Annotated in this window: 20 protein-coding genes; 14 read left to right on the plus strand and 6 right to left on the minus strand. The window is 69.8% G+C overall.

The features are described 5' to 3' along the window. Window positions 1-134: 134 nt before the first annotated feature. A complete protein-coding gene (locus VBO01S_RS25055; RefSeq protein WP_062480488.1) occupies window positions 135-782 on the plus strand; it encodes a response regulator transcription factor in 648 nt (215 codons plus the stop codon). A gap of 10 nt (window positions 783-792) precedes the next feature. On the opposite strand, the gene VBO01S_RS25060 is transcribed toward VBO01S_RS25055, so the two are convergent. The 3 genes from VBO01S_RS25060 to VBO01S_RS25070 form a co-directional block, all read right to left on the minus strand. After that, window positions 793-1,890: an agmatine deiminase family protein gene (locus tag VBO01S_RS25060; RefSeq protein WP_082818277.1), complete on the minus strand. Its 1,098-nt coding sequence runs from the start codon at window positions 1,888-1,890 to the stop codon at window positions 793-795. A 34-nt stretch (window positions 1,891-1,924) separates the two neighbouring features. Continuing rightward, a complete protein-coding gene (locus VBO01S_RS25065) occupies window positions 1,925-3,088 on the minus strand; it encodes an agmatine deiminase family protein (protein ID WP_306301676.1) in 1,164 nt (387 codons plus the stop codon). A 77-nt stretch (window positions 3,089-3,165) separates the two neighbouring features. Then, window positions 3,166-4,059, minus strand: a complete 894-nt coding sequence (locus VBO01S_RS25070) for a LysR family transcriptional regulator (RefSeq protein WP_062480490.1) — start codon at window positions 4,057-4,059, stop codon at window positions 3,166-3,168. A gap of 98 nt (window positions 4,060-4,157) precedes the next feature. Here VBO01S_RS25070 and VBO01S_RS25075 point away from each other — a divergent pair, with 98 nt between their 5' ends. Continuing rightward, the gene (locus VBO01S_RS25075) at window positions 4,158-5,225 is read left to right on the plus strand and encodes an agmatine deiminase family protein (protein WP_255221193.1); all 1,068 of its coding nucleotides are present in this window, start codon (window positions 4,158-4,160) and stop codon (window positions 5,223-5,225) included. Here the strand turns inward: VBO01S_RS25075 and VBO01S_RS25080 are convergent. Further along, complete coding sequence (locus VBO01S_RS25080; protein ID WP_062480491.1) at window positions 5,222-6,967, minus strand: ATP-binding response regulator; 1,746 nt, start codon at window positions 6,965-6,967, stop codon at window positions 5,222-5,224. The genes VBO01S_RS25075 and VBO01S_RS25080 overlap by 4 nt on opposite strands. Window positions 6,968-7,126: 159 nt before the next feature. On the opposite strand from VBO01S_RS25080, the gene VBO01S_RS25085 reads away from it, so the two are divergent. Further along, the gene (locus VBO01S_RS25085; protein WP_062480494.1) at window positions 7,127-7,963 is read left to right on the plus strand and encodes a MurR/RpiR family transcriptional regulator; all 837 of its coding nucleotides are present in this window, start codon (window positions 7,127-7,129) and stop codon (window positions 7,961-7,963) included. A gap of 24 nt (window positions 7,964-7,987) precedes the next feature. On the opposite strand, the gene VBO01S_RS25090 is transcribed toward VBO01S_RS25085, so the two are convergent. Then, on the minus strand, window positions 7,988-8,749 hold the full coding sequence (locus VBO01S_RS25090) for an IclR family transcriptional regulator (protein WP_062480496.1): 762 nt from the start codon (window positions 8,747-8,749) through the stop codon (window positions 7,988-7,990). 90 nt (window positions 8,750-8,839) lie between these two features. Here VBO01S_RS25090 and VBO01S_RS25095 point away from each other — a divergent pair, with 90 nt between their 5' ends. Genes VBO01S_RS25095 through VBO01S_RS25115 form a run of 5 tightly spaced genes read left to right on the plus strand, consistent with a single transcriptional unit; the run spans window position 8,840 to window position 15,022 of the window. After that, window positions 8,840-9,637, plus strand: a complete 798-nt coding sequence (locus VBO01S_RS25095) for an enoyl-CoA hydratase (protein ID WP_062480497.1) — start codon at window positions 8,840-8,842, stop codon at window positions 9,635-9,637. 6 nt (window positions 9,638-9,643) lie between these two features. Beyond that, a complete protein-coding gene (locus VBO01S_RS25100) occupies window positions 9,644-11,731 on the plus strand; it encodes an acetate--CoA ligase family protein (protein WP_062480499.1) in 2,088 nt (695 codons plus the stop codon). A 38-nt stretch (window positions 11,732-11,769) separates the two neighbouring features. Then, complete coding sequence (locus tag VBO01S_RS25105; protein ID WP_062480501.1) at window positions 11,770-12,738, plus strand: tripartite tricarboxylate transporter substrate binding protein; 969 nt, start codon at window positions 11,770-11,772, stop codon at window positions 12,736-12,738. A gap of 40 nt (window positions 12,739-12,778) precedes the next feature. Continuing rightward, window positions 12,779-13,969, plus strand: coding sequence for an acyl-CoA dehydrogenase family protein (locus VBO01S_RS25110; RefSeq protein WP_062480503.1), 1,191 nt, complete (start codon window positions 12,779-12,781; stop codon window positions 13,967-13,969). Between the two features lie 21 nt (window positions 13,970-13,990). Then, window positions 13,991-15,022 carry an acyl-CoA dehydrogenase family protein gene (locus VBO01S_RS25115; protein ID WP_062480505.1) on the plus strand — a complete coding sequence of 344 codons (1,032 nt, stop codon included), beginning with the start codon at window positions 13,991-13,993 and terminating at the stop codon, window positions 15,020-15,022. A gap of 6 nt (window positions 15,023-15,028) precedes the next feature. Here the strand turns inward: VBO01S_RS25115 and VBO01S_RS25120 are convergent, their stop codons facing one another. Then, the gene (locus tag VBO01S_RS25120) at window positions 15,029-15,679 is read right to left on the minus strand and encodes a TetR/AcrR family transcriptional regulator (protein WP_062480507.1); all 651 of its coding nucleotides are present in this window, start codon (window positions 15,677-15,679) and stop codon (window positions 15,029-15,031) included. Between the two features lie 118 nt (window positions 15,680-15,797). Here VBO01S_RS25120 and VBO01S_RS25125 point away from each other — a divergent pair, with 118 nt between their 5' ends. The 6 genes from VBO01S_RS25125 to VBO01S_RS33085 form a co-directional block, all read left to right on the plus strand. After that, a complete protein-coding gene (locus VBO01S_RS25125) occupies window positions 15,798-16,334 on the plus strand; it encodes a peroxiredoxin-like family protein (protein WP_062480509.1) in 537 nt (178 codons plus the stop codon). A 273-nt stretch (window positions 16,335-16,607) separates the two neighbouring features. After that, window positions 16,608-18,062 carry an MFS transporter gene (locus VBO01S_RS25130; RefSeq protein WP_062480511.1) on the plus strand — a complete coding sequence of 485 codons (1,455 nt, stop codon included), beginning with the start codon at window positions 16,608-16,610 and terminating at the stop codon, window positions 18,060-18,062. Between the two features lie 40 nt (window positions 18,063-18,102). Next, entirely contained in the window at window positions 18,103-18,762 is a 660-nt protein-coding gene (locus VBO01S_RS25135; protein ID WP_062480512.1) for an aspartate/glutamate racemase family protein, read from the plus strand. 269 nt (window positions 18,763-19,031) lie between these two features. Further along, window positions 19,032-19,784, plus strand: a complete 753-nt coding sequence (locus VBO01S_RS25140; RefSeq protein WP_062480514.1) for a hypothetical protein — start codon at window positions 19,032-19,034, stop codon at window positions 19,782-19,784. Further along, window positions 19,781-20,785 carry a hypothetical protein gene (locus VBO01S_RS25145; RefSeq protein ID WP_062480516.1) on the plus strand — a complete coding sequence of 335 codons (1,005 nt, stop codon included), beginning with the start codon at window positions 19,781-19,783 and terminating at the stop codon, window positions 20,783-20,785. The genes VBO01S_RS25140 and VBO01S_RS25145 overlap by 4 nt, the downstream gene beginning before the upstream one ends. 165 nt (window positions 20,786-20,950) lie before the next feature. Then, a partial coding sequence (locus tag VBO01S_RS33085; RefSeq protein WP_255221194.1) for a carboxylesterase family protein occupies window positions 20,951-21,195 on the plus strand: 245 nt, incomplete at its 3' end.

Raw genomic sequence — 21,195 nt, forward strand, 5'->3', positions numbered from 1 at the left:
CGCCCCGGCCGGCCTCGCGCACGGCGGCGGCGCGCCGTCCACCCGCCGACCGCTGAGGGCGATACCCGGCGGGTTTCCTCCGGCACCCACGGGGAACCGTGGGGTTCGACGCCGGTTGCGGCCAGAATCGAAGGATGCCCGCCACCATCCTGTTGATCGACGACCACGCGATGTTTCGCGAAGGCCTGTTCCTCGCGCTGCGCGAAGCCGAGCCTTCGATGACTGTCGCCACGGCCCGCAACGGCGCCGAAGCGCTCGAGGCGCTCGCCACCTTGCCCCGGCTCGACGCGGTGATGACCGACTACTACCTGCCCGACCTCGGCGGCGCGGCGCTGCTGGCCGAGCTGCACCGGCGGCGCGGCGGCCTGCGCATCCTGGTGCTGTCGGCCTCCGAAGACCCGCAGGACATCGACACCGCGCTCGACGCCGGCGCGCAAGGCTTCGTGCACAAGTCGGCCGACAGCCAGCAACTCATGGACGCGCTGCGCCGCGTCGTGGCGGGCGAGCAGAACGTGGTGCAGGCCTCGCCGGCGGGCGGCGCGTCGCTGCCCGTGCTGTCGACGCCCACCGACGTGCTGAGCACGCTCACGGCGCGGCAGGCCGAGGTGCTGCAGCTGTTGTGCGAAGGGCTGCGCAACGCCGAGATCGCGCTGCGCCTGGCCACCAGCGAGAAGACGATCAAGGCGCACATCTCGGCGATCTTCGGCGCGCTCGGCGTGACCAGCCGCACGCAGGCCGTGATTGCGGCGCGGCGCGCGGGGATGCTCGGGCGGCCGCGCTAGGGCCAACGCATCAGCGCGGCTGCTGCTGCGTCGTGCAGTGGATGCCGCCGCCGCCCGCGGCAATGGCGTCGATATCGAGCTGCACCACCTCGCGCTTGGGGAACAGCTCGCGCAGCAGCGCGCGGGCGTTGCCGTCGGCGCGCGCGTCGCCGAACTGCGGCGCAATGACGGCGCCGTTGCAGACATAGAAGTTGATGTAGCCCGCCGCGAACTCGTCCGACTCGTAGGTGTTGCGCAACGATTCCGGGCCGCGCAGCACTTCCACGCGCAGGCGCTGCCCGCGTGCATCGGTGGCCTGGCGCAGGATCTCCAGGTGGCGCCGGGTCACGGCGTGGTCGTAGGAGTCGGGGTCGTCGTCCAGGCCCGCGACCACCACGCCCGGCGCGGCAAAGCGCGCATAGAAATCGGTGTGGCCGTCGGTGATGTCGCGGCCCGCGATGCCGGGCAGCCAGATGATCTTGCGCAGGCCCAGCAGGCGCTTGAGTTCGGCCTCGCAGGCTTCCTTGCGCAGGCCGGGGTTGCGGTTGGCATTGAGCACGCAGCTCTCGGTGATGATGGCCGTGCCCGCGCCGTCGACCTCGATGCCGCCGCCTTCGAGCACGAGCCGCGTGCGCAGGCGCTGCACCTCGGCGGCGTCGGTCACGTATTCGGCCACTTCGGCGTCGCGCGCATGCGACTGCTTGTTGCCCCAGCCGTTGAAGTTGAAATCGATGCCGGCCCATTCGCCCGCGCCGTTGCGCACGAACACGGGGCCGGTGTCGCGCATCCAGAGGTCGTCCACCGGCTGCACCTCGAGCGTCACGCGGTTGCCGCACAGGCGCGCGGCCAGGTCGTGCTCCTGCTCGCGCACCAGCAGGTGCACGGGCTCGAAGGCGGCGATGGTGCGGGCGATCTGCGCCAGGTGCTCGCGCGCCGGCTTCAGCAGGCGCCGTCCCCAGACGCGTTCGCTCGGGCCGAAGGACATCCAGGTGGCGCGGTGCGCGTCGCCCTCGTCGGGCATGTGCCAGGTGTCGGGCGCCGCGGCGGTGGCGAGGGACGACGCGGCCCACGCCAGCGGGGCCAAGCCCATGCCGTGCAGCAGGCGGCGGCGGGTCAGGGGAAGGTGCATGTCGGTCTCCGGAATCAGGGGAGGGGGCGCGGCATCACGCCGGTTCCTGTTGCGTCGTGCAGTGGATGCCGCCGCCGCCCGCGGCGATGGCGTCGATGTCCAGCTGCACGATCTGGTGGCTGGGCAGGTGCGCGGCCAGCGCCGCGCGGGCCGCGCTGTCGGCCACGGCGTCGCCGAACTCGGGCATGAACACCGCCTTGTCGGTGAGGAAGAAGTTGACGTAGCCGGCCGCGAACTCCTTGCGCGCAAAGGTGGGGCGCACCTGGCTCGGCGTCTTCAGCGTGACGATCTGCAGGGGGCGCCCGCGCGCGTCGGTGGCGCCGGTCAGCAGTTCCAGGTGGCGGTGTGTCACGGCGTGGTCGTACGATTTCGGGTCGGTGTCCAGCGCCGCCACGACCACGCCGGGCTTGAGAAAGCGCGCATAGAAGTCGGTGTGGCCGTCGGTGATGTCGCGGCCCGCGATGCCCGGCAGCCAGATGATCTTGTCCAGCCCCAGCATGCGCTTGAGCTCGGCCTCCGCGTCGGCCTTGCTGACGCCCGGGTTGCGGTTCTTGTTGAGCACGCAGCTCGCCGTGATGATCGCCGTGCCCTGGCCGTCGACCTCGATGCCGCCGCCTTCCATCACGAGGCTGCTGCGCAGCAGCGGCACGCCCGTGAGTTCGGCCATGCGCGCGGCCACCGTGGCGTCGCGCGCATGGGCCTGCTGGTTGCCCCAGCCGTTGAAGTTGAAGCTCACGGCGGCGCGCTCGCCACGGGCGTTGCGCACGAAGACGCAGCCGGTGTCGCGCATCCAGAGGTCGTCGATGGCGTGTTCGATCAGGTGCACGTTGGAGCCGCACAGTTGGCGGGCCGTGGAAGCATCCGCGGGGCTCACCAGCATCTTGACCGGTTCGTAGACGCTGATGGCATTGGCGATGCGCGCCAGCGCCTGGAACACCGGCTGGCGCATCTCGGCCGTCCAGATGGATTCGCGCGCCGCGAAGGCCATCCACACGGCGCGGTGGGCGTCGCCTTCGTCGGGCATGCGCCAGCCGGACGCAGGTGCCGGGGCCGGTGCAGGCGAAGGGGTTGGCATGGGCACGGGGAAGGGCGGCAGCATGCCGCTGCCGCTCCCACCACCGCCGCCGCCACAGGCGGTCACGAGTCCACCGAAAAGGCCCAGGCCGCCCAGGCCCAGGAGAGTGCGTCGCGTTGTCATTGGAATAAGGGTTATTACTAAGTTCTAGGAAGCCCCGAATTCTGTCGACGCCTATCTATCTACACAATTGATGTCTTTTAAAGGGATTGATCGATTTGGCTCATATCGCCAGCGTCTTCCTGCGCAAACAGCCGCAGGCTGTCGAACACCTCCCGCACCAGCGGCAGGCGTGAGGGGCCTTCGGCGCACGCGATCCAGAGGGTGCCCAGCGGCAGGCTCGGGCTGTCCGGCAACTGCCGCAATTGCCCGGTGCGCAAGGCGTCGTCGGCCAGCAGGCGCGACACCAGCGCGATGCCACGGCCGCGCAACGCCGCGTCGAGCACCAGGCGCGGGTCGTCGTAGATCGCGGCCTTGCGCAGGCCGCCGAAATGCGCGCGGATGAAGGGGCCGATGCGGTCGCTCGTGAGGTCTTCTTCGAGGCACAGCAGGCCGAGGTTGGCGTCGTCTTTCTGAGCAGGCGGCCCGACGGCCACGAGCTCGTCGGTGAGCAGCGGCACCTCGAACACGCCTTCCTGCCGCAACGGCGCGCGGGTGATGGCGATGTCCACGTCGAGCTCGTCGATGAAGCGCGCGCTCTCGTCGACCGAGATGATCGGGCACAGGTCCGGATGCGCCTGCAGCAGCCGGTCCACCCGCGGCTGCAGCCAGCCGCTGGCCACCGGCGCGGGACACACCAGCGTGACGAGCCGGTCGTCCATGTAGGTCTCGATGCGGGCCAGCCCGTTGCGGATGTGCTCGAGCGACTTGCCCACGCTGTCCAGCAGCAGGCTGCCCGCCACCGTCAGCTCCACGCCGCGCCCCTTGCGCCGGAACAGCGGCTGGCCGACCTGCTGCTCCAGCTGCGAGATCTGGTGGCTCACGGCGGACTGCGAGACGAACAGCTCTTCTGCTGCGCGCGAATAGTTGCCCAGGCGCGCCGCCGCCTCGAAGCCGATGAGGAACTTGAAAGAGGGCAGCCGGGTGTTGGACATATGAATAGCGTCGATGAATTCAGCCAAGAAATGTCGCTTTTTCATCGAAGGAATTCAAGTCAGAGTGGGCATCCCTGCAATTTCTTCTGAAGGACCCTTTGATTTCCAACGATTTCGACGCTCGCCGCGCCGGCCTGCGCATGCCCGCCGAATGGGAGCCGATGGCCGCCACCTGGCTGGGCTGGCCGGTGCTCGACCACCGCGAAACCTTGTGGGGCGCGCACTACGACGCGGTCTGCCGCGCGTTCGGCCTGCTGGCGCGCACCATCGCGCGCTACCAGCGCTGCATCGTGGCCGCGCACGAACCGCTGGCCGACGCGGCCCGCGCGGTCTGCGGTCCGCAGGTGCGCGTGGTGCCCATCGCGGCCGAAGACAACTGGCTGCGCGACTGCGGCCCGATCTTCCTCGTCGACGAACACCATGTCAGCCAAACGGCGGTGAGCTTCCGCTTCAACGCATGGGGCGAGAAGTACCACCCGCATGACGGCTGCCAGCGCGCCGCCGCGGACATCGCCGCGCTGGCCGGCGTGCCGCTGGTGCGTTCGGACATGGTGCTCGAAGGCGGCGCCTTCTACGTGGACGGGCAGGGCACGCTGCTCACCACCGAGAGCTGCCTGCTGCACCCGAACCGCAACCCGGGCCTGCGCAAGACGGAGATCGAGGCCGAGCTGCGGCGCATGCTGGGCGTGCAGAAGATCGTCTGGCTGCCGGGCCATGCGGCCGAGGTGGAGACCGACGGCCACATCGACGGCATCGCGTCGTTCATTGCGCCGGCCCGCATTCTTTTCAATGCGGCCGACCCCGACCAGGGCGACTACTTTCGCGCGATGCAGGAGAACCGCCGCGCGCTCGAACTGGCGACCGACGCGTGCGGCCGTCGCTTCGAGATCCTCGATCTGCCCGTGCCGCGCGACGTGCACAGCTACGGCAGCGCGCGCTTCTGCGACCTCTATTCGAACTACATCCTCGTCAACGGCGCGGTGATCTCGACCGCCTTCGGCGTGCCGCGCGATGCGCAGGCGCGCGAGGCGTTCGCGCGTGCGTTCCCGGGCCGCCGCGTCGAGCTGCTGCCCATCGATGCGATCTCGCTGGGCGGCGGCGCCGTGCACTGCTCCACGCAGCAGCAACCGATGCGGGGGAATCGCCTGGCGGTGCGCGGCTTCTAGGGCGCGATCAGCTGCGACACCGTCGCCTGCAGCTGCGCCGGGTCGACCGGCTTGTGCAGCATCTGCCAGCCGCGCGCGGCCACGTCGCTCAGGCGGCGCGGGTCGGTGTCGCCGCTCACGATCAGCGCGGGAATGGCGTCGTCGTTGTATTCCTCGTGCAGGCGGTCGACCACGTCGATGCCGGTCTCGCCAGCGCGCAGGCGGTAGTCGCTGACGATCAGCGCCGGCTTGCCGGGCTGGCGCGCGGCCAGCGCCAGCAGTTCGTCGCCGCCTTCGGCCGCGATCACGTGCAGGCCCCAGCTTTCGAGCAGCAGCTGCAGGCCGAGGCGGCTTTCGCCGTCGTCCTCGGCCACGAGCACGAGGCGGCCGGTGTCGGCCGGCAGTGGCGCGGGCGGCGCCTCGGGCGCGGGCAGCGACTGGCGCGCCAGCGGCACCGTCACCGAGAACACCGTGCCCCGGCCGACGCGCGAGCGCAGCGCCAGTGGATGACCCAGCAGCGCGGCGGTGCGGCGCACGATGGCCAGGCCCAGGCCCAGCCCCTTGGTGCGGTCGCGCTCGGGGTTGCCGAGCTGGTGGAACTCCCAGAACACCTGCTCCTGCTCGGTGGGCGGAATGCCGGGGCCGGTGTCCCACACCTCGATGCGCAGCGCGTCGGCGCCCGCGCGGCGGCAGCCGATGAGCACGCCGCCGCGCACCGTGTAGCGGATCGCGTTCTCCACCAGGTTGCGCAGCACGCGGTCGAGCAGCGCGGGGTCGGAGTGCACCACGGCATCGCCCGCGCGCAAGCGCAGCGACAGCGCCTTGCCCGCCGCCTGCGGCGCGAACTCCAGCTGGATCTGGTCGAGCAGGCCCGCCAGCGCAAACGGCCGCGCCTTCACGCGCACCACGCCCGCGTCGAGTCGCGAGATGTTGAGCAGGCCTTCGAACAGCAGCCCCATCGCCGCGGCGGCGCGGCCGATGCTGTCGACCACGTGCCGGCTCGCCGCCGGCAGCGCCTGCCCGCGCAGCACGCCCACGAACAGGCTCAGCGCATGCACCGGCTGGCGCAGGTCATGGCTGGCCGCGGCAAGGAAGCGCGACTTGGCGAGGTCGCTGCGCTCGGCCGCATCTTTCTCCAGGCGCAGCTGGCGCAGCAGGTAGAGGTTTTCGAAACGCAGCTCGAGCGAATCGACCTGCGTGCGGTACATGCGCTGCGCGAAGGCCAGCGTGACGAACAGGTAGAGCACGCCGGCCGCCGACATCACGCGCAGCAGCACGTCGTCGAGCGTGGCCATCGCGAGGATCGCGGGCGCGAAGTACGTCACCTGGAAACCGTAGAGCAGCCCCAGGTCGATGCAGTAGGCATAGATCGCGCCCGTGCCCATGGTGAGCATCGCCACCACGATGAACATCTGCTGCGGCAGCGACACCTGCAGCATCCACCCCGCCAGCGGCAGCCCCCACAGCAACCCGCCGAGCACCGCGCCCCCCATCGCGCCGCGCCGCCAGCGCCGCAGCGCGCCCGCATCGTGTTCGGCCTGCCGGTAGCGTGCCACCTGCCACGCGCGCGCTGCCGTCAGCACCGCGTTGGCGCCCACCCAGGCCAGCAACTGCTCGTGCGCAACCGCGCCCCACAGCGCCGCCACCACCAGCCCCGCCGTGAGCATCACGCCGAGCAGCGAGAACGGAAAGTTGCGCCGCAAGGCAGCCATGCGCGCGGCAAAGACGGGGTCGGCGGGCGTCGTGGGTGGGGTGGCGCTCATCGGTGTGTGGCGGGTGGGGGAGGTGGGATCGCCGAAGGTGGCGATCCCAAGGTAACGCGTGGCGTGGGGGGCGTCATGGGACTTTAGTCCAATGCGTGCGTTTGCCCGGGGTGCCGCAGGCGCATGGCATCATCGTGCGCCGCTTCCCACCACCCACCCATGTCCGCCGATTCCTTCGTCCGCCGCGTTCGCAGCCAGCTCGACCAGCTGTCCGCGACCGAACGCCAGCTTGCCGATTTCGTCCTGGAGTTTCCCGGCGAGCTGGCCAGTTACGCGGGCAACGAACTGGCGGAGCTGGCGGGCGTGTCGCCCTCCACGGTGAGCCGCTTCATCCGGCGCATCGGCTACGAGAACTACGAAGAGGCGCGGCGCCAGGTGCGCGAAGAAAAGCAGACCGGCTCGCCGCTGTTCCAGAACGCGACCGAAGCCTCCAAGCGGGGCCACCTCGTGGCCACGCACTTCCAGCAATCGCAGGCCAACCTGGCGAGCACCTTCGAGCGCCTGAGCGACAAGCAGATGGCCGAGATCGTGAAGGCGATCATCGGGGCGGGGCAGGTGCTGATCTTCGGCACGCGCAGCAGCCACGCGTTCGCGCTGTACCTGCGCTGGCAGATCATCCAGGTGGTGCCGCGCGTCACGGCCATTCCGGGCCCCGGCGAGACGCTGGCGGAGCACCTGGCGGGGCTGGGCGAGCGCGACTGCGTGATCGTGTTCGGCACGCGCCGCCAGACGCGCCAACTCGACACGCTGCTCGCGGGCGCGCAGCGCGTCGGCGCGAAGATCGTCTACATCAGCGACCGCGCCTCGCCCGATTTCGCGGGTGCCACCTGGTCGCTGCAATGCGACTGCCGCGGCCCGGGGCTGCTCGACAACCACGCGGCCGTGATGGGCGTGTGCGACCTGATCGCCACGATGGTGATCGAAGCCGCCGGCTCGGCCGGGCGCAAGCGGCTGGCGGCGATCGAGCTGGGGCACGAGGAAAACGGCGAGCTCTGAGAGACCGCGCGGCTCCCGCGCTGTCTACTTTGCCGCTTCGCTGCGCGGCAACTGCGCCTTCAACAACAACGCCATCTCCTTCTTGCGCGCCGGCGGCAGCCGCGGCGTGATCGCGCCGAAGCTGATCGCGGCCAATGTGGTGGCCGACGCCGCGAAGGTGCGCCCCACGCCCGACACCCCTTCGGTGAGCGTGTCCACGATGTCCGCATGGCCCGCCGCGCGCGTGCGCTTCACAGCCTGCTTCATGCGCTCGCGGGTGAAGCCGGCCTGCGCGTACTCGGCGGTGTGGCGCTCGAGGATGCGGTCGATCTCGGCGTCGGTGAGCGCGGCCATCAGCGCCAGCCCGCCCGCGCCCAGGCCCAGCAGGCGGCGTCCGCCGACGTCGGTGGTGAACACCTTCACCGGAAAGTGCCCTTCCTCGCGGTGCAGGCACACGCAGTAGTCGCCCTGGCGGATCACGAGGAACACGGTGTCGCCCGACATGCGCGCGAGCTTTTGCATGAGCGCGCGGCACGAGTCCACCAGCGGCACGCGCCGCATCGAGGCAAAGCCCAGCTGCATGGCGTCGATGCCCAGGCGGTATGCCTTGCCGTCGGGGTCGCGCTCGGCGAACTGCTCCTCGGCCAGGCACGACAGCAGGCGGTGCACGGTGGAGCGCTCCAGCCCCGAGGCGGCGATCACTTCGGTGAGCTTGATGCCTTCCTCGTGGTGCTCGGCCAGCAGGCGCAGCAGCTGCAGGGCGCGCCGCAGGCTCTGGGCGCCGGCGGTCTCTCTGGGTTCGTCCATATAGTGGGAAAAATTGGAATTAGTGTTTGGGATGCAGGAATTTCGAAGTCTAAACTGCCCCCGCCCCAGACACAGACCCGGAGACACACGATGGCGTACGACACCCTCGAAATCGAACACCACGGCGCCGTGCGCCGCATCCTGCTGGCCCGCGACGCCCAGCGCAACGCCCAGAGCCAGCAGATGCTGGACGAGCTCATGGCCGCCTTCGACGACGCCGCGCGCGACGACACGGTGAACGCCGTGGTGCTCGGCGGCAAGGGCGCGCACTTCTCGGCCGGCCACGACCTCAAGCAGGCGCAGGCCGAGCGCGCCAACTTCACCGTCGAAGAACGCTGGGCCTACGAAGAGCTGCGCTACTTCGACTACTCGATGCGCATCTGGGACTTTCCCAAGCCCACCATCGCGCAGGTGCAGGGCGCCTGCGTGGCGGGCGGTTTCATGATCGCCAACATGTGCGACCTGGTGGTCGCGGGCGAGTCGGCCTTCTTCAGCGACCCCGTGGGCCACACGCTGGGCGCGGCGGCCACCGAGGTGCTGATCCACCCGTGGGTGATGGGTGCGCGCAAGGCCAAGGAAATGCTCTACACCGGCGGCAAGCTGTCGGCGCAGGAGGCGCAGGCCATCGGCATGGTGAACCGCGTCGTGCCCGATGCCGAACTGGCCGACGCCGCGCTGGCCCTCGCGCAGCAGATCGCCAAGGCACCGCCGTTCGGGCTGCGGCTGATCAAGCGCTCGATCAACCGCACGCTCGACGCGCAGGGCCTGCGCACCGCATTGGCCGCGCACTTCGACACGCACCAGCTCTCGCACCTGAGCGAGGGCTTTCTCACGGCCCGCGACCGCGGCCTGGCCTCGGCCATCCAGAAGAACCCCGCCTCCGCCTGAATCAAGATGACCTTGCACCGTCTCGAACCCCTGCTGAACCCGGCCTCGATCGCCGTGGTCGGCGCCAGCGGCAACGCCGCGCGCATCGGCGGCATGCCGCTCGCGCACCTCACGAAATTCGGTTACCGGGGCGCGATCTACCCGATCAACCCGAAGTACGAAGAAGTCTTCGGCCTGCGCTGCTGGCCCGATCTCGAAGCGCTGCCTGCCGCGCCCGACCTGGTGGTGCTGGCACTGGCCGCGGCCGAGGTCACGCCGATGCTCAAGCGCTGCCAGACGCGCGGCGTGCGCGCCGTCATCGTGTATGCCGCAGGCTTTGCCGAGGCCGGTGACGCGGGCGCCGCGCTGCAGGCCGAGCTGGAGGTCTTCGTCGCCACCACCGACATGGTGGTCGCGGGCCCGAACGCCATGGGCTTTGCCAACCTCAACACGCAGGCCCACACCAACTTCGCCTCGGTGTTCAACACTGCGCCGATGCAGCAGGGCCCGGGCCGCGTGAGCTTGCTCACGCAAAGCGGCAACGTGTGCGCCGCGGTGTACGCGATTGCGCGCCGGCTGGGCGTGGACTTCAGCCACTTCATCAACACCGGCAACGAAGCCTGCGTGGACTTCGCGCAGTACCTCGAGTACCTGGCGCAGGACGACGCCACCGAGGTGGGTATCGGCTACATCGAGGAGCTGCGCGACGGCCCGCGCTTCATGGAGGCCGCGGCCGAGTTCGTGCGGCGCGACAAGCTGCTCATCCTCTACAAGGCCGGCGAGACCGAGAAGGGCTCCGAGGCCGTGCGCTCGCACACCTCGGCGCTGGCCGGCGACCAGCAGATCTACCAGGCCGCGTTTCGCCAGCTCAACATCATCCAGAGCCACGACTTCGCGCAGATGGCGCAGCTCGCGCACCTGGCGGGCTACCGGCACCGCAGCGCCGGCAAGCGCGTGGCGATCATCACCATCTCGGGCGCGCTGGGCGCGATCCTGGCCGACAAGTTCATCGGCCAGGGGCTCGACGTGCCCACGCTGCCGCAGCCGCTGCAAGACCAACTGCGCGCCGGCATTCCCGACTACGGCATGGTCTCCAACCCGGTCGACGTGACGGGCAACGTGGTGAACGACCCTGGCTTCGTGCGCACCGCGATGGAAGCGCTGGCGGTGTCCGACGCCATCGACGCCATCGTGGTCTACGCACCGGGCTACATGCTCGACCGCATGGCCGACGACCTGTGCGCCGTGGCCGAGAAGCACCCGCGCCTGATCGTCGCCATCGACACCGGCGCAGCCAAGACGCGCGAGCAGCTGCGCGCGGGCGGCGTGCCGGTGTTCGAGGACATCGGCGTGGCGGTGTCGGCGCTGTCGCCCTTCCTGCTGTGGCAGGAGCGGCGCAAGCACAACCCCTGGCTGCAAGTGCGCAGCCAGCCCGCGCCCGCGCGCGCCGCGCTGGCGGGCCGCGCCGACGAGCACACCACCAAGCGTTACCTCGCCGAGTTCGGCGTGCAGCCGGTCGACGAGGCCGTGGCGCGCACAGCGGACGAAGCCGCGGCCGTGGCCGGGCGGCTGGGCTTTCCGGTCGTGCTGAAGGTGCTCAGTGCCGACATCGCGCACAAGACCGAAGCAGGCGGCGTGCGCCTGCGGCTGGGCAATGCGCAAGAGGTGCGCAAGGCCTTCGACGAAGTGATGGCCTCGGCGCGCGCCTACGCGCCCACGGCGCAGATCGACGGCGCGCTGCTGCAGAAGATGGAAGCCGGGCAGGCCGAACTCATCCTCGGTGCCACGCGCGACCCGGTGTTCGGCATGACGCTGACCGTGGGCCTGGGCGGCGTGCTCACCGAGCTGTACAAGGACGTGAGCCACCGCGTGCTGCCGGTCGACGAAGCGATGGCGCGCGACATGCTGGGCGAGCTCAAGGCCTTTCCGCTGCTCACGGGCTACCGCGGCCGGCCGCTGGGCGACGTCGAGGCCGCGTGCCGCGCCATCGCCGGATTTTCACGCGCCGTGCTGGCGCTGCAGGAACAGGCAGACGAGGTCGAGGTCAACCCGCTGCTCGTGAAGGAACAGGGCCAGGGCGTGCGCGCGCTCGACGCGGTGGTCCTGGCCTCGTAGACACAACCACAACCATCGACAGAGACAGGAGACATCCCATGTTCAAGAAAGCACTGGCCTGCGTGGCCCTGGCCGCCGCCGCTCTGGCGGGCGGCCCCGCCGCGGCGCAGACCTACCCGACCAAGCCGGTCATGCTCGTCGTGCCGTTCTCGCCCGGCGGCGCGGCCGACATCATGTCGCGCCTGCTGGCCGAGCGGCTGCACAAGCGCCTGGGCCAGCCCGTGCTGGTGGAGAACAAGCCCGGCGCCGGCACCATGATCGCGTCGGAGTACGTCGCCAAGGCCGCGCCCGACGGCCACACGCTGCTGCTCGCGGCCTCGTCGCTGGGCATCGCGCCCAGCCTGTACAGCAAGGTCAACTACGACCCGGTGAAGGACTTCGCACCGGTCTCGCAGGTGGCCTCGGTGGTGCACGTGCTGGTGGTGCATCCGAGCATTCCGGCGAAGAACGTGGGCGAGCTGGTGAGCTGGCTCAAGGCCAACCCCAACAAGGCCAACTACGGCTCGGTGGGCGCGGGCACGTCGACGCACCTGGAGGCCGAGCTCTTCAACAGCGTGGCCGGCGTGAAGATGCAGCACATCCCCTACAAGGGCAGCGCGCCCGCGCTCACCGACATGATCGGCGGCCAGCTGCAGGTGATGTTCGACGCGTACGCGTCTTCGGGCCCCTTCATCAAGGACGGCAAGGTGCGCCTCTTGGCCGTGACCACGGCGCAGCGCTCGCAGTCGCTGCCCGACACGCCCACCGTCGCCGAGTCGGGCCTGCCCGGCTACGAAGCCATGCCGTGGCTGGGCGTGGTCGCTCCGGCCAAGACGCCCCCGGCGGTCGTGAACAGGCTGCATGACGAGCTGCAGGAAGTGCTCAAGGAACCCGAGGTGAAGGACAAGTTCCGCAGCCTGGGCCTGGACATCATCGGCAACAAGCCCGAGGAGTTCGCTGCGTTCCTGCGCAAGGACATCGTGAAATGGGCCAAGGTCATCAAGGACTCGGGCGCAAAGGCCGACTGACACCCGCGATCCATCAGCAAGAACGAGAAAGCAGACAAGCATGCAAGTGGGTTACTCGGCGCAAGACGAAGCCTTCCGCCTCACGTTGCGCGACTGGTTCGAGACGCACTATCCGCGTTTCGTCGCGGCCTGGCCCGGCGGCGCGCCCGACGCCAACGAACTGACCTGGCGCCGCGCCTGGGAAGACCACGTGTGCCAGGCCGGCTGGTCGGGCCTGGGCTGGCCCGAGGCCCACGGCGGCAAGGCCTGGCCGCTCACGCGGCAGGCCATCTTCCACGAGGAGCAGGCCCGCATCGGCGCGCCCCTGGGCGTGAACATCATCGGCCACGGCATCCTGGCGCCGACGTTGATCCACTTCGCGAGCGAGGCGCAGAAGGCACGCTACTTGCCGGGCATCCTGAGCAACCGCGAGATCTGGTGCCAGGGCTATTCCGAGCCTGGCGCGGGCTCCGACCTTGCGGCGTTGTCCACGCGCGCCGAGCGGCGTGGCGACCACTACGTGCTCAACGGCCACAAGGTGTGGACCTCGTTCGCACACATCGCCGACCACTGCTTCGTGCTCGCGCGCACCGACGCCGCGGCCGCGCGCCACAAGGGCATCAGCTTCCTGCTGGTCGACATGAAGAGCCCCGGCGTGCGCGTGGAGTCCATCCGCCAGATCACGGGCGAGTCGGACTTCAACGAAGTCTTCTTCGAGGACGTGAAGGTGCCGCTCGATGCACTCGTGGGCGAGGAGAACGGCGGCTGGCGCCTGGCGATGGCCGCCGCGAGCTTCGAGCGCGGCACCTACTTCATTCCGCGCCAGGTGCGCTTCACGCAGGAGCTGGGCGCGCTCACGCGGCTGGCGGCTGGCGTGCAAAGGGGCGGACGCCCCGCGCTCGACTGCCCGCACCTGCGGCGCGACCTCGCGCGGCTGGCGGTCGACAGCCATGTGCTCAAGCTCAAGTCGTACCGCGCGCTCACGCACGCGATGCGCGGCGGCCCGCCGGGGCCCGAGGGGTCGTCGACCAAGCTGCACTGGAGCGAGTCGCACCAGAAGCTGCTCGCCACCGCCATGGAAGTGCTGGGCGAGCGCGCGCTGGCCGGCCCCGAGCCCGCGGGCGCCGACCCGCAGGCCGCGGCCTGGGTGCGCGACTTCCTGTGGACGCGCGCCGAAACCATCCTGGCGGGCACCTCCGAAGTGCAGCGCAACATCCTGGCCGAGCAGATGCTGGGCCTGCCCAAGAACTGATTGACGACGACACGACCCGCCATGGATTTCGCATTGAACGACGAGCAGCAGATGCTGCACGCGTCGGCCCACCGCTTCTTCGCCGACCGCCACCCGCTCGTGCGCGCACGGCGCGCCTTGCCCTGGACCGATGCCACGCAGCAGTCGCTGTGGGCCGACATGGCCGGCATGGGCTGGATGGCACTGCTGGTGCCCGAGGCGCACGACGGCCTGGGGCTCGGCATGAGCGAGGCCTGCATCGTGGCCGAGGCCGCAGGCCAGCAGCTGCTGAACCTGCCGCTGGCTGGCAGCGCCGTGCTATTGCCGCTGTGGGTGCAGGCGTGTGGTGAGGCACCGCCCGATGCGTTGAGTGACTGGGTGCGTGCGGCGATGGCGGGCGAGCGCGCCTTCCATTGCATCGCGCAGGGTGATGGCTGGCTCGACCATGCGGGGCAGGCTTCGGATCTCGTGGTGGTGCAGGGCTGGCACGACGACACCGTGCCGCTGCGCGTGGCGCTGCGGCCGATGCCCGAGGGCGCAGCATCCGATGCGCTTGATCCCACGTTGCGACAAGCACCGACGACTCTCGCGCCGTCACTCGCGTGGGAGACGCTGCCCATCGCCCTCGAAGCACGTGCCCGCGTGCGCGCCGCCCACCGCGTCGCGCTGTCGGCGGAACTCGTCGGCGTCGCGCAGGCCGCACTCGACCTCGCCAGCGCCTACGCCCGCGAACGTGTGCAGTTCGGCAAGCCCATCGGCAGCTACCAGGCCATCAAGCACCAGCTCGCCAACGCCTGGATGGGCGTGGACAACGCGCGCCTGGCCGTGCGCTACGCCGCCGCCGCGCTCGACGGCGGCCTGCCGGACTGGCGTTTTGCCTGCGCCGCCGCCGAGTTCACGGCCATCGAAGGCGCGCAGCAGGCCACCCGCACGGCCATCCAGGTGCATGGCGGCATGGGCTTCACCTGGGAGCACGACGCCCACCTGTACCTGAAGCGCGCGCAGCACCTGGCGACGCGCCTGGGCGGTGCGTCGCGGGCGCTGGACCAGGTCGAGGCGCTGGCCCTGGCCTGAGCGGCTCTAGGCCTGTGGCGCGGCATCCGCGCGCAGGCCATCGATCAGCAGCGACAGGCTCGCCCGGAACTCGGTCTCCGCATCGCTGGCCGTGGCGGCGGTGGCGATCTCGATCAGGTGCGGGAACCGGTCCGGCGGCAGCGCCTGGAAGCGCGCGATGGTGTCGTCGGGCGATTCGTCGGCCTGCAGCGTGAGCGGCCCGGCCAGCTCCGCCTGCGCGGCGCCCATGATGAGCGCGGACACCGCGCGAAAACCCACGAGCAGGCGGGCGCCGCTGCGGCCGCTGTGGGCCAGCGTGCGCAGCAGGGCTTCGGTCACTTCGAACACCGCGGGCGAGCGGCTGCGCTTCGTGAGGATCAGCGGAATCACATGGGGATGGTCGCGGATCACGCGCCACAGCGCGATCGCGATGTCCTCCAGCGCTTCATGCCAGGGCAGGCGGTCGTCGGTTTCCCAGCGCACCTTGCCCAGCACCGCCTCGACCACCAGCATCTCCAGCTCTTCGCGTTGCGACACGTAGTTGTAGAGCGTCATCGCGCCGGTCTCCAGGCGGCCAGCGAGCGCGCGCATGGTCAGGCCGGAGAGGCCGTCCGCATCGACCAGCGCCAGCGCGGCCTGCTGGAGCTGTTCACGGGTGAATTTGGCGGGACGTCCCACGCTTGACTCCGTTCTCGAAGGGGTTGTAAAGTAATAAACGTACAGTGTACTTAAAAATTGGAAGACACCTTCAGCCAATCGGCCCGGCGTCTTCGCAACCCTTCCTGAAGGATCATCGATGAAGTTCTCGCCCGGCGATGTGGTGCCCGCCACGGCCCTGGAAACGATCCACGGAAAGCCCTTGCAGCTGCCGGACGCCGGTTCGCGCTGGGTCCACCTGCAGTTTCGCCGCTTCGCGGGCTGCCCGGTCTGCAACTTCCATCTGCTGACCTTCGCCCGAAGGCAGGGCGAGCTGGCGGCGGCGGGCATCCGCGAGGTCGTGCTCTTTCACTCGTCCGCGCAGGAGATGCGCAAGTACCAGGCGCAGCTGCCGTTCGACTGCGTGGCCGACCCCGCCAAGGCGCACTACCGGCGCTTCGGCGTGGAAACCTCGCGGCTGGCGTTCCTGCATCCGCGCGTCTTCTGGAGCGGCCTGCGCTGGGTGCTCGCGACGGGCCGCTTCTACAGGAAGGCGGAGAACGGCATCACGGGCTTGCCAGCCGACGTGCTCATCGACGCGCGGGGCACCGTGGTCGCCGTCAAGTACGGCGGGCACGCGGACGACCATTGGGAGGTCGACGAACTGCTGGCGCTGGCCGGCGCCGCGAGTTCCTAGACAGCGGCGCACGCCCTCGGTGCGCAAGCGCACGCTGCAGGTGCGCTCGGGCGCCGCTTTTCAGCCAGATCCCGGAGAACCCGTCTTCCAGGCCTGAAAAACACCCGGCATGAAGCTTGCAAACGCTCGCAACTGAATGAAATTTGAATTTCAACTATTCAAAGTAGGTGAAATCCATATGCCATTCAGGCGCGATGCCGCCTACGATGCGATCCGCGACACCGGGCTGCACCGCGCAAGCAAGCACTTCATTCCTTCTCAAGGGGTTTTTCCATGGCTGGACCTGCACTCTCCTCCGGGCCCGACTCGCCCCGAGTCGCGGAGCTCGATCGCGCGCTCGACACCATCTGCGTCACGCGCTCGCACCACACGATCATTTTTCTGATCCTCATCGGCTGCCTGTTCGATGCCTTCGAGCAGAACGCGGTCGGCATCGTCGGTCCGATGCTGCGCGAGCAGTGGGGGCTGAGCGCTTCCGACATCGGCTTCCTGAACACCGTCACCTTTGCCTGCGCGGCCATCGGACGGATCATTTCGGGCTTCATCGCCGACCGCTACGGCCGCCGCGTGATGCTGTCGATCGACCTGCTGCTGTTCACGCTCGGCGCGGGCATCTGCGCAATGGCGCCCAACTTCACGGTGATGGCGCTGGGCCGCGCGGTCGTGGGCTTCGGGCTGGGCGGCGAGATCGCCATTGCCGTGACCATGCTGGCCGAGTTCTGCTCGACCAAGTTCCGCGGCACGGCCGTGGGCATGGTGAACGTGGGCGCGGGCGGGCTGGGCAACTTCCTCGCGCCGGGCTTCGGCCTGCTGGTGTTCTGGATGTTCCCGGGCGACAACGCCTGGCGCTGGCTGTTCGCCTGCCTCATGGTGCCGGCGCTGCTGGGCGCCTTCTATCGCCGCTACATCCCCGAGACACCGCGCTTCCTGCTGTCGCAGGGCCGCGTGAAGGAGACCAACGCGGTGCTGTCGCGCCTCGCCTCGGGGCGGCTGTCGGGCAGGCCGGCGGCGCCGCACCCCTACATCACCGACGACGGCACGCTGGCGCAGGCCGCCCGGCCGAAGGTGCGCGTGACCGAGATCTTCCGCGGCGCGCTGGCGCGGCGCACGGTGCCGCTGTGCATCACGATCTGGATGACCTACGGCGCACAGATCTCGGTGCTCACGCTGATGCCGACCATCCTCGTGACGCTGGGCTACAGCATGTCCAAGAGCCTGCTGTTCACGATGGTGATGCAGGGCGGCAGCCTGCTGGGCGCCATCGCGGCCTCGCTGCTGGGCTTTCACTTTCCGCGCAAGCGCGTGCTGACGGCCGGCGCCGTGTGCGCCTGCCTCGCGGCGCTGACCATCGGCTTCGTGGCCAAGAGCATCGTCGTGATCCTCATCGCGGGCGCGGTGTTCCAGTTCTTCGTGCTGCTGCTGAACACCACCATCTGGATCTTTGCGCCCGAGCTGTACCCGACGCGCGTGCGCGCCTTCGGCACGGCCTTCATCCTGGCCACGGGCACGGCCGCCGGCGCGCTGATGCCGCTGGTGGCGGGCCGCCTCTTCGACAGCTTCGGGCTGGTCGGCGTGTTCGGCTTGGCCGCCGCGATGTACGCGGTGTTCGTCGCCAGCGTGCAGTGCGTGCCCGAGACCTACGGCCAGTCGCCCGATGCGCTGCCGCTGCCCGGCGAGGCTGAGGCCGAAGACCGCACACCGGGCGCGACGCTGGCCCGCTCGAACTGAATCGCGCACTGAACGATCTCCAAAGAAAACGCTTTTCCGCATGCCCGACATCCTGCTCATCAACCCCAACGCCTCCGTCGCCACCACCGACATGATGGTCGGCATCGCGTCCGCCGAAGCGCCTGCCGGTTGCCGCGTGACCGGCCGCACGGCGGTGCAGGGCCCGCCGATGATCGTCAACGAAGACGAGCTGAACGCGGCCGCGCACGAGGTGCTGAAGGTGTGGCGCGCCGCAGCGGGCGAGGGCTGGGACGGCGTGATCGTCAGCGCCTTCGGCGACCCCGGCGTGGCGCTGCTGCGTCGCGAAGCCGGCGTGCACGTGGTCGGCATCGCCGAAGCCTCGATGCTCGCGGCGGGTGAGGGCGGACGGCGCTTCGGCATCGCCACCGTCACGCCCGACTTGGTGGCGCCCATCGAAGCGCGCGCGGCCGCGCTCGGGTTGGGCGCGCAGTTCAGCGGCATCCGCCTCACGCAGGGTGATCCGCGTGCGCTCGCAGCCGATGCGCAGGCGCTCGAAGAAGCGCTGGCGCAGGCCGTGCAGCGCTGCATCGACGACGACGGCGCGCAGGCCGTGATCATCGGCGGCGGTCCGCTCGGACAGGCCGCGCTCGCGCTCGCGCCGCGCTTCGACGTGCCGGTGATCGCGCCGATCGGTGCGGCGATGCGGCTGCTGTGTTCGAAGCTCGCGGTCACGCCGTGAGACGTTCGTCGCGGCGATGAGGTGCAAGGCGTTTTGGCAATGAACGCCTTCTAGAATGAAACGACACACTTGTCCGCAAACATCGGGCAAGCCGCATCGTTCGCTTTCTTTTTTGCATGCCTCACCTTCGACCGCGTTCCGCTTTCCTCGCCTTTCTTCTTCTCTCTTCCCTCGGCGCCGTCGCACAAACTGCGACACCCCAGCTGGTCCTCGTGCCGCATCACGAGCGCGCCCCGGAAACATCCCAGGCCCCCGCACTCGACCTTGCCGTGACGCGCTTCGCGGGCATGGCGTCGGGCTCGTACTACTGGCCCGAAGGCCTGCTGGCCGAGCAGCTGATCTCGGGCCTGGCCTCGCGCCCCGACCGCAAGCAGCAGGCGCTGCCTGACGGCCAACGACTGCTTTCGTCGTATCGCCGGCCCTACGACGGCGGCGAGCGCGCGGCCGTGCTGGTCGACGACCGCAGCGGTGACGTGCTGGCTGCCGCGCTGGTGCATCGCAGCTGCGGCAAGGACTCGTCGTCGAGCGGTTGCCTCGACGACCAGCATGCCGTGCTCTCGATCTTCTTGCGTCCCGGCCTCGACCGCACCAAGGCGCAACCACTGGTCGCATGGAGCCAGCAGGTTCCCGACCGCATGCAAGGCGGCGAGGGCGTGGGCGAGAAGATCGCCACGACCGAGTACGTCACGATGGACGCCGCACGCACCACGGCGCGTCCCATCGTGCGGCCCAACAAGGCCTTCTCCGCGCAAGTGCCGCTGTACCCCAAGGCGCTGATCTACGGCACCGCGCAGGACGCGCTGAGCGACGCCAAGGCCAAGCGCGTGCTGCGCCTGCAGACCGTCGACACGCCGCAGCAGGTGCTGGCGCTCTACAAGCAGCTGTCGCCGCCGCTGAAGGACGTCGAGTCCAGCGACGGCTTCATCGCCGGCAGCCGCAACGGCCTGAGCTTCTCCGTCAGCACGACGGTCCCGCGCGACATGCCCGCGATCACGAACATCGAAGTGGAAATTTCAGAATGAAGAAGACATTGATTCCGGCGGCGCTCGCGTCGCTGGTGTTCGCCTGCGCACTCACTGCCCACGCACAAGACGCTGCGGCGCCCGTCACGACGGAGCTGCCTCCGCCCACGCTGCGCCTCAGCGAGCAGACGCGCATCCGCAGCGCCGTGATCGGCCTGGTCGGCTACGCGCGCGGCAGCTACACCGAACCCGACACGCTGATCGCGCAGCAGCTGCTCGAAGGCATGCGCTCGAAGTTCGACGTCACGCGCACCGTGTGGCCCGACGGCCGCCAGGTGATCGCGTCGGTCAGCGGCGGCGGCCACGGCGAAGAGCGCGCGGCACTGCTGATCGACGCCGACGGCCGCGTGCAGGCGGTGGGGCTGGTCAACGGCCACTGCCGCGCGGCTGCCAAGCGCGACGACCCCAAGGTGTGCAACCCCTTGCCGCAGACCGTGCTGTCGGTCTTCCAGCGTGCCGGTGCCAGCCAGGCCGACGCCGCGCCGCTGGTGGCCTGGAGCAAGCAGCTGCCGTCATTTCTCGCGGCCATGGCCGACAGCGACGATCCGGCGGACGTGGCCGCCGCGCAGAAGATCGCCAGCGTCGAATACATCACCGGCCAGCCAGGCGTGCCGGGCTGGCGCGCCGAGCAGCTGCCGCCGGGCTTCCCGGCGTCGCTGCATCCGCTGCTGGTGCAGACGGCCGAGGTGAACAGCACCGCCAGCGCCGGCAAGATCGTGCTGCCCAAGGGGCTGGCCGGCCTGCCGATGCGCACGGCCTACCAGAGCGCCCAGCGCCCCGAGGCGCGGCTGCCCGATGCCGAGGTCACGCTGCGCAGCTACGAGCCGATCGCCAAGCTGGTCGATGCCTACCGCGAACTCGCCAAGGGCGCGACGCTGGACGAGGAAGGCCGCGAAGTCGTCTTCAACGGCACCGACGGCGCGGGCCGCTACAGCGTGCGCCTGCGCGACGCGAAGGAAACCGGCGTGTACATCACCGTGGCGAGCTGGAAGCGCAAGTAGCCGCGCCCCGCGTTGCATGGCCCTTTGCGGGCCGGATGTCAATCGGAGGATTCTTGCCGCCCCCCTGCGATGACACCGAGGCGGGCGGGGCAGGGTGCTCACGAGAATCGATGCATGACCGAGGCCGTCAGAGCCCGCCGCATCCACCTCGAGGAGACAACCACCATGCACCGCTCCCGTTCTCTCGCAGGCCTCGTTCGCCTGCTGCTTCGCACCACGGTCCTGTGGGCGCTCGCGATGCTCGCGGCGCCCGCGCTGGCCGCCTACAACCAGAGCCTCACGCGCACGCTGGACGCCGGCCAGATCTACGGCAAGGTCGCGGCCAACAACACGCACGCCTTCCTGGGCATTCCCTTCGCGCAGCCGCCCGTCGGCGCCCTGCGCTGGCGCGCCCCGCAGCCGCCGCAGCC

Source organism: Variovorax boronicumulans NBRC 103145 (assembly GCF_001591345.1).
Classification (GTDB): domain Bacteria; phylum Pseudomonadota; class Gammaproteobacteria; order Burkholderiales; family Burkholderiaceae_C; genus Variovorax; species Variovorax boronicumulans.